This is a genomic window from Mycobacterium seoulense (assembly GCF_010731595.1).
GTDB lineage: Bacteria > Actinomycetota > Actinomycetes > Mycobacteriales > Mycobacteriaceae > Mycobacterium > Mycobacterium seoulense.
The window spans coordinates 16550-28602 of the sequence record NZ_AP022582.1; the positions used below are offsets into that span (position 1 = coordinate 16550).

Annotated in this window: 12 protein-coding genes and 2 pseudogenes; 6 read left to right on the plus strand and 8 right to left on the minus strand. The window is 70.0% G+C overall.

Features of this window, described 5'->3' with window-relative positions; all coding sequences use genetic code 11:
* Positions 1 to 26 precede the first annotated feature (26 nt).
* The 3 genes from G6N37_RS00095 to G6N37_RS00105 all read left to right on the plus strand — a co-directional run bounded on the left by G6N37_RS00095 (position 27) and on the right by G6N37_RS00105 (position 2343).
* Complete coding sequence (locus G6N37_RS00095; RefSeq protein ID WP_163674219.1) at positions 27 to 422, plus strand: hypothetical protein; 396 nt, start codon at positions 27 to 29, stop codon at positions 420 to 422.
* Between the two features lie 162 nt (positions 423 to 584).
* Entirely contained in the window at positions 585 to 800 is a 216-nt protein-coding gene (locus G6N37_RS00100) for a biotin/lipoyl-binding carrier protein (RefSeq protein WP_073876250.1), read from the plus strand.
* Positions 801 to 843: 43 nt separating this feature from the next.
* A complete protein-coding gene (locus tag G6N37_RS00105; protein ID WP_163674222.1) occupies positions 844 to 2343 on the plus strand; it encodes a sensor histidine kinase in 1500 nt (499 codons plus the stop codon).
* Between the two features lie 66 nt (positions 2344 to 2409).
* On the opposite strand, the gene whiB1 is transcribed toward G6N37_RS00105, so the two are convergent.
* Positions 2410 to 2664 (minus strand): transcriptional regulator WhiB1, encoded by a 255-nt coding sequence (whiB1, locus tag G6N37_RS00110; RefSeq protein WP_007168139.1) that lies wholly within the window; start codon positions 2662 to 2664, stop codon positions 2410 to 2412.
* A 282-nt stretch (positions 2665 to 2946) separates the two neighbouring features.
* Positions 2947 to 3918, minus strand: a complete 972-nt coding sequence (locus tag G6N37_RS00115; RefSeq protein WP_163674224.1) for a diacylglycerol/lipid kinase family protein — start codon at positions 3916 to 3918, stop codon at positions 2947 to 2949.
* A 78-nt stretch (positions 3919 to 3996) separates the two neighbouring features.
* Between G6N37_RS00115 and G6N37_RS00120 the strand changes: the two are divergent.
* A pseudogene (locus G6N37_RS00120) lies at positions 3997 to 4442 on the plus strand (hypothetical protein).
* Here G6N37_RS00120 and G6N37_RS00125 read toward each other — a convergent pair.
* The 3 genes and pseudogenes from G6N37_RS00125 to G6N37_RS00135 form a co-directional block, all read right to left on the minus strand.
* A pseudogene (locus tag G6N37_RS00125) lies at positions 4394 to 4869 on the minus strand (N-acetyltransferase family protein). The pseudogenes G6N37_RS00120 and G6N37_RS00125 overlap by 49 nt on opposite strands.
* On the minus strand, positions 4866 to 5963 hold the full coding sequence (locus G6N37_RS00130) for an isochorismate synthase (protein ID WP_163674231.1): 1098 nt from the start codon (positions 5961 to 5963) through the stop codon (positions 4866 to 4868). Before G6N37_RS00130 ends, G6N37_RS00125 begins: the two are co-directional and overlap by 4 nt.
* Positions 5960 to 6571, minus strand: coding sequence for an acid phosphatase (locus tag G6N37_RS00135; protein ID WP_163674234.1), 612 nt, complete (start codon positions 6569 to 6571; stop codon positions 5960 to 5962). Before G6N37_RS00135 ends, G6N37_RS00130 begins: the two co-directional genes overlap by 4 nt.
* A gap of 130 nt (positions 6572 to 6701) precedes the next feature.
* On the opposite strand from G6N37_RS00135, the gene G6N37_RS00140 reads away from it, so the two are divergent.
* Complete coding sequence (locus G6N37_RS00140) at positions 6702 to 7505, plus strand: ParA family protein (protein WP_163674237.1); 804 nt, start codon at positions 6702 to 6704, stop codon at positions 7503 to 7505.
* A gap of 78 nt (positions 7506 to 7583) precedes the next feature.
* On the opposite strand, the gene G6N37_RS00145 is transcribed toward G6N37_RS00140, so the two are convergent.
* On the minus strand, positions 7584 to 8804 hold the full coding sequence (locus G6N37_RS00145) for an Rv3212 family protein (protein ID WP_163674240.1): 1221 nt from the start codon (positions 8802 to 8804) through the stop codon (positions 7584 to 7586).
* Between the two features lie 15 nt (positions 8805 to 8819).
* Positions 8820 to 10313 carry a DEAD/DEAH box helicase gene (locus G6N37_RS00150; protein ID WP_163674244.1) on the minus strand — a complete coding sequence of 498 codons (1494 nt, stop codon included), beginning with the start codon at positions 10311 to 10313 and terminating at the stop codon, positions 8820 to 8822.
* 249 nt (positions 10314 to 10562) lie between these two features.
* On the opposite strand from G6N37_RS00150, the gene G6N37_RS00155 reads away from it, so the two are divergent.
* Positions 10563 to 11282 (plus strand): ferritin-like fold-containing protein, encoded by a 720-nt coding sequence (locus G6N37_RS00155; RefSeq protein ID WP_232075196.1) that lies wholly within the window; start codon positions 10563 to 10565, stop codon positions 11280 to 11282.
* A gap of 3 nt (positions 11283 to 11285) precedes the next feature.
* On the opposite strand, the gene G6N37_RS00160 is transcribed toward G6N37_RS00155, so the two are convergent.
* Positions 11286 to 12005: an MmpS family transport accessory protein gene (locus tag G6N37_RS00160; RefSeq protein WP_163674246.1), complete on the minus strand. Its 720-nt coding sequence runs from the start codon at positions 12003 to 12005 to the stop codon at positions 11286 to 11288.
* Positions 12006 to 12053 lie beyond the last annotated feature (48 nt).

Here is a 12053-nt window from a genome sequence, read left to right on the forward strand (position 1 = left end):
CCAATCCATCCGTCACACTGACATACGTGACGACGTCGACGTTGATTCGGGCATTTGGTCTATCACGGATGGCGCTTGGTCTGTGGCTCGCGCTGGCGCCTCAACGTCCCGGCGAACTGTGGTTCGGCGAACCCGATCCGCCGGCGGCGGGTACCGCGCTCTTGCGTTGTGTCGGCGGACGGGACCTGGGCATCGGACTCGGCCTTACGGCGAACGCTACGCCGGACTCATTGTGGTTGAGGGTCGGAATCCTCGCCGATGTCATTGATGGCGTGGCCACGCTGGCGGCGAGCCGCCAGATGCCACGCGCGGGCGCGCTCGTCGGCTTCGTCGGGGCGACCGCCTACTCGGTCATCGGGATTCTGATGCTGCGCGCGGGCCGGGATCGGACAGCGGATCGTTCGGGCATCGCGCAGGGATAGCCCCCTACCCGCCTGACGTGAGCCCGCACCGCCCACGGCACAAGACCAGAGCCCCGCGTGCCGAGGTCCGGACCGCACCTGTGGTTCGATAGACACCGAGCCTGACGGAAGCTTGATGACCAGCAGCCGGCCTGCGCAATGGCCGATACGAGTGGGGTGAAGATGGCCGAGGATGTCCGCGCCGAGATCGTGGCCAGCGTGCTCGAAGTCGTGGTGAGCGAGGGTGACCAGATCGGCAAAGGCGACGTCGTGGTGTTGTTGGAGTCGATGAAGATGGAGATTCCCGTGTTGGCCGAGGTCGACGGCACCGTCAGCAAGGTGAGCGTCTCCGTGGGCGATGTCATCCAGGCGGGCGACCTGATTGCCGTGATCAGCTAGCCGTTGGACCCCTCTGTTGCCGGGGATGCCCGGGGAGTGAGTGATGTCGACTCTCGGTGATCTGCTCGCCGAACACACCGTGCTGCCGGGCAACGCGGTGGACCACCTGCACGCGGTGGTGGGGGAGTGGCAGCTGCTGGCAGACCTGTCGTTCGCCGACTACCTGATGTGGGTTCGCCGCGACGACGGCATGTTGGTGTGTGTGGCGCAGTGCCGGCCCAACACCGCGCCCACGGTGCTGCTCACCGATTCGGTGGGCAGTGTGGTCGCCGCCGACCGGCTGGCGCTCGTCGCCCAGACCTTCGAATCCGGCGCCGCCCAGCGGGATTACGATGCGGGCCAAGAGGATTCGTTGCTGCCCGGCCCGCACGTCGAGGCCTCGCCGGTGCAGTACGGCGGCCGCGTGGTGGCCGTGCTCACCCGCCATCAAACCGCGGTCGCGGCCGACCGCACGTCCGGCCAACTGGAGACCGCCTACCGGGAGTGCGCGAGCGACCTCGTCCACATGCTCGCCGACGGCACCTTCCCCGACGTGGGGGACGTCGTCATGTCCCGTTCCACGCCCCGGGCGGGCGACGGCTTCATCCGGCTGGACGTCAACGGCGTCGTCGCGTACGCCAGCCCCAACGCGGTGTCGGCCTACCATCGGATGGGGCTGACCAGCGAGCTGGAGGGCCGCAACCTGGTCAAGGTGACGCGGCCGCTGATCTCGGATCCCTTCGAGGCGCAGGAGCTGGCCGAGCACGTGCTCGACCTGCTCGCCGGGGGCAAGAGCATGCGGATGGAGGTCGACGCCGGCGGCGCCACGGTGCTGCTGCGGACGCTGCCCCTGGTGGTCAACGGCGCCAGCGCCGGGGCGGCGGTGCTGATCCGCGACGTCACCGAGGTGAAGCGCCGCGACCGGGCCCTGATCTCCAAGGACGCCACGATTCGCGAAATCCACCACCGGGTGAAGAACAACCTGCAGACGGTGGCGGCGCTGCTACGCCTGCAGGCCCGACGGACGGCCAACGCCGAGGGGCGCGAAGCCCTGATCGAGTCGGTGCGCCGGGTCTCGTCGATCGCTTTGGTGCACGACGCGCTGTCGATGTCGGTCGACGAGCAGGTGAACCTCGACGAGGTCATCGACCGGATCCTGCCGATCATGAACGACGTGGCGTCGGTGGACCGGCCGATCCGGATCAACCGGGTCGGGGACCTGGGGGTGCTGGACTCCGACCGGGCGACCGCGCTGATCATGGTGATCACCGAATTGGTTCAGAACGCGATCGAGCATGCGTTCGACCCGGCGGTCGAAGCGGGGTCGGTGACCATCCGCGCCGAGCGGTCGGCGCGCTGGCTCGACGTCGTCGTCCACGACGACGGCCGCGGGTTGCCCGAGGGCTTCAGCCTGGAGACGTCCGACAGCCTCGGTCTGCAGATCGTGCGGACCCTGGTGTCGGCCGAGCTCGACGGCACGCTGGGCATGCGCCAAGCCCCGTCCAGCGGCACCGATGTGGTGTTGCGGGTGCCGATCGGCCGGCGGGCCCGCTTGGTGTTGTAGGCGTCACGCCAACACAACAGTGCGGCCCCGACTTTCGTCGGGGCCGCACTGTGTGCTCTGACTGAATCAGACTCCGCTGCGGGCCTTCGTCCGGGCATTGCGACGCTTGAGGGCGCGCCGCTCGTCTTCGCTCATGCCGCCCCAGACGCCCGAGTCCTGGCCGGTATTCAGGGCCCAGGACAGGCAATCCGTGGTCACCGGGCACCGATTGCAGACCAGTTTCGCGTCAGCGATCTGCGCGAGCGCCGGGCCGCTGTTCCCTACCGGGAAGAACAGCTCCGGGTCCTCGTCACGACAGACCGCCTTGTGGCGCCAATCCATACGTTCTTACTCCTCACTGAGTGCGCAGCAGGGCGCACGGCCAATTTTCTTCGGCTGTTAACGCGTGCACAAGAAAAGGGTCCGTACCCCTATCCAAATTTCTGCATGCAACCTTTCGATCGTTTCACAGGCTCAACAGAAGTCAATAGGACCGAGTTAGCTCGTGGGCTATCTCACTTTGATCATTCGGTAGCCGAGCCCTTACTCCGTTGTACTACACTGACGGGCCACTCTCGCGGAAAAATTTCGCCGCCCGGCTCGTGGGCGCTTCGTTCGCGCAGGTCAGAGCGGATTTTTTCGAGGCGGTGCGACCACGGCAAGCGCGTCCGGTACCGCCCGGTACGTCATGGTTTCGCGCACTCCGAGGTAATCCCCGTCGAACTGGCAGGCGACCGGGCCCCCGGTCGAGGTGACGCGCACACAGGGCACATCGTCCGCGGTGATGAGGTGGTCGAACTCGAACTTCGGCCGCTTGGCGAACATCTGCCGCACGATGCGCAGCGTGGGAATCGTTTTCATGGTGGTGGGCGCGAACACGCCCAGCCCCGACTCGAAGGTGCAGCCGGGATTGGTCCATACCGGCCGGTCATTGGCGAACGTCCAGGGGCTGGAATTGGACACGAACGCGAAGCTCACCCCGGTGATGGGTTCGCGGCCCGGCAGTTCGAGGGTGAGCATCGGTTCGCGGCGCGTGTAGCCCCAGACGGCGGGCACCGCGGCGCGAATGTAGCGCCAGGCCGTCACCTTCCCGCCCTTGTCCCGTTCGGCCTCGACCGCGGCGACCACCTCCGCGTCGACACCCATCCCGGTGTTGAACACCGCCCACCGCTCACCGCAGTCGATCAGGCCGATGCGCCGCCAGGTGTGGTGGCGGTGGTAGTCGTCGAGCAACTGGATGAGCTGGTTGGTGGCGGCCACCGGGTCCCGCGAGATGCCCAGCGACCGCGCCAGCACGTTCGCCGAACCGCCGGGAACCACCGCGACCGCAGGGACCGGGCCGACGGGCCCCGATGCGGCGCCGGGACGGCCGAGCAGGCCATTGACCACACCGCTCACCGTGCCGTCGCCGCCGTGCACGACGACCAAATCGACGCCGTCCGCGACCGCCTTCTCCGCGAGTTCCGTGCCGTGACCGCGGTGATTGGTGTGTTCGACGGTGAGCTGCAGCCGGCTCTTGAGCGCGTGCGCCAGCAGGTCGCGACCGGCCGGGGTGGTGGACGTGGCTGTGGGGTTCACGATCAGCACGGCGCGCATGAAGCACGAGCTTATGCGGGCGGCCTAAGGCCGCGCTGTGGGGAACTCCCCGGCGGCCGGGTGACTACGCTGACGCGGGTGACAGGTTTCCGCCGCAACCCAGCGGCCGTCCCGTCCGCAGTGCGCGGTGCCGGACTCCTCGTGGTGGTGCAAGGGGCGGCCGCACTGGTCATCGCGGCGGTGCTGGTGGTGCGCGGCGTCGCGGGCGCCGACCAGCACGTGGTCAACGGGCTCGGCACCGCGGTGTTCTTCCTCTTGGCCGGGGCGGTGGTGCTGGCCGCCGGGCGCGCGCTGATCCTCGGCAAGCGCTGGGGCCGCGGGCCGGCCGTGATCACCCAGCTGCTGCTCCTGCCGGTGGCGTGGTACCTGACGGTGGATTCGCACCGGCCGGGGTTCGGGATTCCCGCGGGCGTGGTGGCGCTGGCGGTATTGGGGCTGCTCTTCAGCCCGCGTGGCGTGCGCCCGCCGGCGGCGATCAGCGCGACTCCGCCAGCTCGGCCAATCGCGGACCGGACACCCGATAGGTGGTCCACTCGCGCTGCGGTTCGCCGCCGACGGCGTCGTACAGCGTGATGGCATCGGCGTTCCAGTTCAGCACGGCCCAAGACAACCGCGTGTAGCCCTTGTCGAGGCATTCGGCCGCCAGCGCCGCCAGCAGCGCGCGGGCCAGGCCACGGCGGCGGAACCGCGGCCGCACGAACAGGTCTTCGAGGTAGATGCCCGCCACGCCGTCCCACGTGGAGAAGTTGAGAAACCACAACGCCATCGCGGCGATCTGGCCGTCGACTTCAGCGACATGCCCTAATACCGTCGGCGCGTCACCGAAAAGCGCCGCCGCGATTTGGTTTTCGGTGACCGTGCAGTGGTCGGCGGCCTTTTCGAATTCGGCCAGTGCGTGGATCATTTCGGTGATCGCGCCGGCGTCTTCGGAGTCGCGCGGCGGATGGTCAATGCTCGACGTCCAATGCGTTGAGGATGGTGGCGAATTTCGTTGTGGTTTCGGCGACTTCGGCGTCGGGATCGGATTCGGCGACGATGCCGCCACCCGAGCGGGCGAGCGCGGTGCGGCGGTCCGCGGACAGTTGCGCGCAGCGGATGGAGACCACCCAGCGGCCGTCACCGCGCGCGTCGCACCAGCCCACGGCCCCGGCGTAGAAACCGCGGTCGCCTTCCAACTCGGCGATGAGCTCGACCGCGGCCTTGGTCGGCACCCCGCCGACGGCCGGGGTGGGGTGCAGGGCCAGCGCCAAATCGATTGCGGTCGTTGACATGTCGCGGAGCCGCCCGCTGATCGGTGTGCACAGATGCCATACGGCGGCGGTGCGGCTCAGCTCGGGCTCGGCGGCGATCGTCAACTCGTCGCACAGCGGCTCCAGGGCCGCCCGGATGGTCTCGATGACCAGCTGATGCTCGTGCCGGTCCTTGGCCGAGCCGGCCAGCGCCGCGCCGTTGGCGGCGTCGGTCTCGGGGTCGCCGGCCCGGGGTGCCGAGCCGGCGAACGGCCGGCACGTGACCCGGTCCCCGGAGCGCGCCACCAGCAGCTCCGGGCTGGCACCCACCAGCGCGACGCCGGCGTAGTCGTCGCCGGCGCCGGTCAGGTCGGCGAGGTAGCCGTATGCGGCCGGGTCGGCGGCAATCAGGCGGCGCAGGATGACGCGTGCGTCCAGGGGGGCGTCGGCGACCAGCCGCAGCGCGCGGGACAGCACCACCTTGGTGATCAGGCTGTCGGGCGCGGTGAGCTGATCGAGGGCCCGGCTGATGCGGGCGCGATACTCGGCCGGCGGAGGGTCGGCGGCGGCGACGCGCACCGGCGGCAGCGGGCCGGTCGGCCAGTCCGGTGGCGCGTCGGTGCGGCGCACCCCGTCGGGGGTCAGCAGCGCAGTGGGTTGTTCGACATCAAAAGGCAACGCGCCCAATACTATTGGGACCGAACCGGAACGCAGCGCGTCCTGCGCGGCGGCCACTTCGCGGTAACGCTGCCGCACCCCCTCGGCAACGAGAGTCTGGTTCGGTCCGCACAACGCGAACACCGGTTCGGTATTCACCCGGGTTTGATCGCCTGCGGCTGGCTGGTCAATCCGAGCGCGGCGAGCTGCCGCACCCCGTGCTCGAAACCGCACACGGCGATGGAGCCGGCCAGCATCCAGAAGCGGCTGCCCTCGACGAGCGGCAGCTCCACCCAGCGCGTGATGATCGAGCGGGAGAAGTGGCTGTGCCCCACGAAAACCACGTCGCGCGAACTCATCTGCTCCAGCGCGAAGGCGACGGCGCGGTCGGCACGGTCGCTGACCTGCGCCACGCTCTCGCCACCGGGGCAGCCGTGCGTCCAGACCAGCCAATCGGGCACCGCTTCGTGGATCTGGGGGGTCGTCAAACCCTCGTAGGAGCCGTAATCCCACTCGGCGAGCAGGGGAGAGACCTCGTCCACGGCCAGCCCGGCGAGCTTGGCGGTGGTCAGGGCGCGTATGCGCGGGCTGCTGACGACGAACGGGTCGGCGAGGTTCAGCTCGCGCAGCACGCGGCCGGCGAGTTCGGCCTGGACGCGGCCGGTGTCGGTGAGCTCGAGGTCGGTCCGACCCGTGTGCTGGCCGGATTTCGACCACTCGGTCTCGCCGTGGCGGAGTAGGACCAGTCGGTGGTTGTGCAAGCCCATGTCGACCGATTCTGCCGGACGGACACGCCAGCGTCCGCTGGAGTCACTGCCCGCAGCGCGGGCCGGGCGAACGTGCCAGGATGGGCACTGTTGACCGGTTGGCGACGAGGCAGAGGGGAGAGCCGCGCCTATGGCTGCTAAGACCCGGGTGTTGGCGGTGGCCAACCAGAAGGGCGGCGTCGCCAAGACGACGACGGTTGCCTCGCTGGGCGCGGCGATGGCCGACGAGGGTAAGCGGGTGCTGCTGGTCGACCTGGACCCGCAGGGCTGCCTGACCTTCTCGCTCGGCCAGGATCCCGACAAACTCCCGGTGTCCGTGCACGAGGTGCTGCTCGGCGAGGTCGAGCCCAACGCCGCGCTGGTCACCACGATGGAGGGGATGACGCTGCTGCCGGCCAACATCGACCTGGCGGGGGCCGAGGCGATGCTGCTGATGCGTGCCGGCCGCGAATACGCGCTCAAGCGTGCGCTGGCCAAGCTGTCCGACGACTTCGACGTGGTCATCATCGACTGCCCACCGTCGCTGGGCGTGCTCACCCTCAACGGGCTGACCGCCGCCGACGAGGTGATCGTGCCGCTGCAGTGCGAGACGCTCGCGCACCGCGGCGTCGGCCAGTTCCTGCGCACGGTCGCCGACGTCCAGCAGATCACCAACCCGGGTCTGCGGCTGCTGGGTGCGTTGCCGACGCTGTACGACTCGCGGACCACCCACACGCGCGACGTGTTGCTGGACGTCGCCGACCGCTACAACATGCCGGTGCTGGCCCCGCCGATCCCGCGCACCGTGCGTTTCGCCGAGGCCAGCGCCTCGGGTTCGTCGGTGATGTCGGGGCGCAAGAACAAGGGCGCGTCGGCCTACGCCGACCTGGCGAAGGCGTTGCTCAAGCACTGGAAGACCGGCAAGCCGCTGCCGACGTTCGCCGTCGAGGTCTAGGCTGCCCGGTCCCGGCATCGAGTGTGCCGTGGCGGTGCGGTTGGTCGGCGTGTCGCCGCCCCGGGCGCACACGCGATATCAGCCCAGGGCCACCACGGTGTCGCCGCGCTGCTCGAAGACCTGGGATCCCGCGACCGCCGGCACCACCGCGCGGCCGGGCGGGCCCGGCGCCCGGTTCACCGGGATGTAGCGCTCGTTGGCGCCGCTGACCGGGTCGTACACGCCGATCGCGCCGGTGACCGGCACCAGTAGCCGGCCCGCCATCATCGCGCCCGGCCCCAGCGGCGCCATCGTGTCGCCCGCGGCGATCGTGTAGCGCAGCGACAGGTTGCCCGTCTCGAAGACCATCAACGAATCGCCGGTCCACCAGGTGACCAGGCTGCCGGCATGCGAGACCGCGCCCGGACCCGACGGCGCCTTGGACAGCAGGGTGCTCGACACCGTGGTGCCGGTCTCGTCGACCACGTCCACCCGGGGCTGCGGCGACGGCAGGTACACCGCGGTGTTGCGCTCCCAGACGGCCAGCACCCGGGCGCCCGAGTCCGCGGTGATCCCGGGTTCGGCGACGATGCGTTGCTGCGGTTCGTCGTCGTCCTTACCGGGCCGCAGCAGCACCAGCCGCAGGTCGGCCGGGTTCACGCAGCTTTCCAGCACCGACACGGCCGCCGAGCTGGCCGCCGCCGAGACCAGCTTGCAACCCGAGTGCAGCCCGCGCGCCGAGGGCTTCACCCGCGCGTCGGTCTCGCCGTAGGCCACCATCCGGACCATGTCGGAGCGCCACAGTTCCAGCCGGGTGTCGCCGGCCGACAGTACCGTCGTGCCGTCGGTGGACAACCGCACGCGCGGGTCGGCGTAGCCGCTGCGGGCCGGCCCGCGCCGACCCGTGGAACCGTCGAGTGTGCTCACCTGCCCGCATCCGCGGTCGTCGCGGTAGACGGCGACGGCGTAGTGGTAGATCCAGGAGACGCCGCAGAGATCGCTGCCACGCTGGTAGCTCCAGCGGGACTGACCCGAGCGGGGGTCGCGCCCCTCCACCCGGCGGCCGTCGCCGGTGACCACCGTCCCGCCGACCGCCACGGGCGCGGTGGTGGCCGGACTGGCCGCCGTCCACAGCTCATGCAGGGTGGCCGGTACCTGCCGGGCGGGGTTGGGGTTGGGCGCCGCGACGGCGGCGGGCCGGCTGATGGTGGCCCGGGCGTCGCTGGTCCACCAGATCAGCGAGGCGACGGCGGCAACCACGACCGCGATCGCCGCGGCGGCCAAGACGTCGCCCTTGGTGCGGCGTTCGGGTCTGACCATCCGTGGGCGCGTGGCTCAGTTGGCGTGTGTACCGGCTTCGGCGGGCTTGCGACGCCGACGGCGGCGCCGGCCGGTCCCGGTGTTGCCGGGCGCCTCCGCGGCGGGTTCACCGTTGGTGGCGCCGGCCGCGGTCCCGCCGGGGTGGCTGCTGACCGGTTGGCCGCCGCGGGTGCGGCGCCGCGGTGCGCCGGAGCGGGCACGCCCGGGCCGTTCCGTCGTCTGGGGGTCACGCTCGGCGCTGCGGCGTTGGCCCTGCGGCCTCTTCGGCGCGCCGACCGTGCCGCTCGTCTCGGCGGGGATGCCCAACTCTTCGTAGAGGTGCGGCGAGCTCGAGTAGGTCTCGGCGGGTTCGGGGCAGTTCAGGCCCAGGGCCTTGTCGATCATCGACCAGCGGGGCAGCTCGTCCCAGTCCACCAGGGTGACCGCGACGCCGGTCTTGCCGGCGCGGCCCGTGCGGCCGATGCGGTGCACGTAGGCCTGTTCGTCCTCGGGGATCTGGTAGTTGATGACGTGGGTGACGTCGTCGATGTCGATGCCGCGGGCGGCCACGTCGGTGGCGACCAGCACGTCGATGTCCCCGGACCGGAAGGCGCTGAGCGCCTTCTCGCGGGCGGCCTGGTTGAGGTCGCCGTGCACGGCGCCGACCTTGAAACCCCGCTCGGCGAGCTCGTCGGCGACCTTCTGCGCGGTGCGCTTGGTGCGGGTGAAGATCATCGTCGCGCCGCGGCTTTCGGCCTGCAGCACGCGGCTGACCAGTTCGACCTTGTCCAGGGCGTGGGCGCGGTAGACGAACTGCTCGGTCTTGTCGTGCACCGCCGAGGAATGCGGTGCCTCCGCCCGGATGTGGGTGGGCTGGTTCATGAACGTGCGGGCCAGCGTGATGATGGGCCCCGGCATGGTCGCCGAGAACAGCATCGACTGCCGGTCGGAGGGGATCTGGCGCAGGATGCGCTCGATGTCGGGCAGGAAGCCCAGGTCGAGCATCTCGTCGGCTTCGTCGAGCACCAGCACCGAGAGCCCACCGAGTTGCAGGTGGCCCTGCTGGGCCAGGTCGAGCAGTCGGCCGGGGGTCCCCACCACGACGTCGGCGCCGGCGCGCAGCGCGTCGATCTGGGGCTCGTAGGCGCGCCCGCCGTAGATGGAGATCACCGACAGCCGTCGGCCGTCCTCGGCGGTCAGGTACTTGGCCGCGGTGGCCAGGTCCTCGGTGACCTGCACGCACAGCTCGCGCGTCGGCACCACGATCAAGGCGCGTGGCGTCCCGTTGAGCGGGCGCGCCGCGGCCTGGGCGGTGATGCGTTGCAGCAGCGGTACGCCGAAGCCGAACGTCTTGCCCATGCCGGTGCGGGCCTGGCCGATCAGGTCGTCGCCGGCGAGCGCCAGCGGCAGGGTCAGTTCTTGAATCGCGAAGGGCCGCTCGATGCCCTTTTCCGCGAGGGCGCGCACGATTTCGTCGCGAACGCCGAGATTGGCAAAGGTCAATTCAGTTGTGCTGGTCAGTGTGCTCATGCGTGAGTAGGAAGCCTTTCGGTGACGTATCGGGTTGTGTCGGTGTTTCTCTGTCGCGGTCACGCGCGCACGAGTTCCGACTCCGAATACGTCGCCGAGTCGCGGGCCCTGCTCTGGGCGGGCCAGCTGTGCACGCACATTTCGCCGATAGCGGCTTTGGTGAAGAAATACAGCCGCTATCTACATACATGATAGCCGGTCGACCGCTGGGCCCCCGTTGGCGCGGGGTCCGCCGACTACAGTGTTGCCATGACCCGGCCCTCTTGGCAGCCGTCCGAAGCCGACCTGGAAGCCGACCAGGGGGACGATTCGCCCGCCTCTCGCCTGCCCGCCGATCACCCCGGCGTCAACGAGTTGTTCGCGGTCTTGGCGTACGGCGAGATCGCCGCGTTCTACCGGCTCACCGACGAGGCCCGGATGGCTCCCGACCTGCGCGGACGGATCTCGATGGCCAGCATGGCCGCCGCCGAGATGCAGCACTACGAGCTGCTGCGCGACGCCCTGGAAAGCCGTGGCGTCGACGTGGTGTCGGCGATGTCGAAGTACGTCTCGGCGCTGGAGAACTACCACCGGCTGACGATGCCCAGTACCTGGCTGGAGGCGTTGGTGAAGACCTATGTCGGCGACGCGCTGGCCGCCGACCTGTACCTGGAGATCGCCGACGGGCTGCCCGACGAGATCGCCGGCGTGGTGCGGGCGGCGCTGTCGGAGACCGGGCACTCGCAGTTCGTCGTCGCCGAGGTGCGCGCCGCCGTGACCGCCAGCGGCAAGCAGCGCAGCCGACTGGCGCTGTGGTCGCGTCGCCTGTTCGGCGAGGCGATCACGCAGGCCCAGTACCTGCTGGCCGACCACGACGAGCTGGTCGACCTGCTGGTGTCGGGCGCCGGCAGCCTGGGCCAGCTCAGCGCGTTCTTCGACCGGCTGCAGCACACGCACGACCGGCGGATGCGCGAACTGGGTCTGAGCTGACCGTCAGCGCGTGCAGGTCGCCAGGCTCGAGTTGGTGGTCGACGCGGCCACCAGTTGACCGGCGGCGTTGACGATCGAGCAGTTGAGCCGGCCGTAGAAGCTGGTCGCGACCACCGACGGGTTCTGCACGCCGGGATTCAGGATCACCGCCTTGGTCCACGGCAGCGACACGTTGAACTCGGTCTGGGAGTAGCCCTGCCCGTCGGTGTAGACGATGTTCACCAGATCCAGCAGCTGCTTGCTGCCGGTCACGCTGTAGACGACGGTGCGCGGGTTGAGCGCGGCCGACGGCGGGGGCGTCAGCGTCAGGGGCGGGGCCGCGGTGGGCGTTCCCGTCGGGGCCAGGCTCGCTGAAGCGCTGGGCGGGGTCAGCGTGGTGACCGTTTCGGGCGGCAACTGGGCCGTGCGCGACGGGCTGAGCTGCGCGGTGGGCGCGGCGGAGCTCTTCGTCGTCGCCGGCGCGGACGTCACCGGCTGCGGGGCCGGCGCGATTGTGGCCTTGGTGGTGGCGCTGTCGCCACTGTTGATGATGACGGCGGTCGCGATCGCGCCGATGGCCACCACGGCGCCCAGGATCGCCGTGGCCGGGCGCCAGCGAAGCTCGGCAGGCCAGCCGGTCCAGGTGTAGTCGCCCTCGGGGTGGGCGTCGGCTCGGTAAAGCTCATCGGTCTCGTCGTCGGGGTAGTCCCGCACCTCGTCGAGATCGGCCAGTGTGGTACCCATGGTGCCGAAGTTAGCGATGTGAAAACACGGATCGGGTCGCGGACCCGG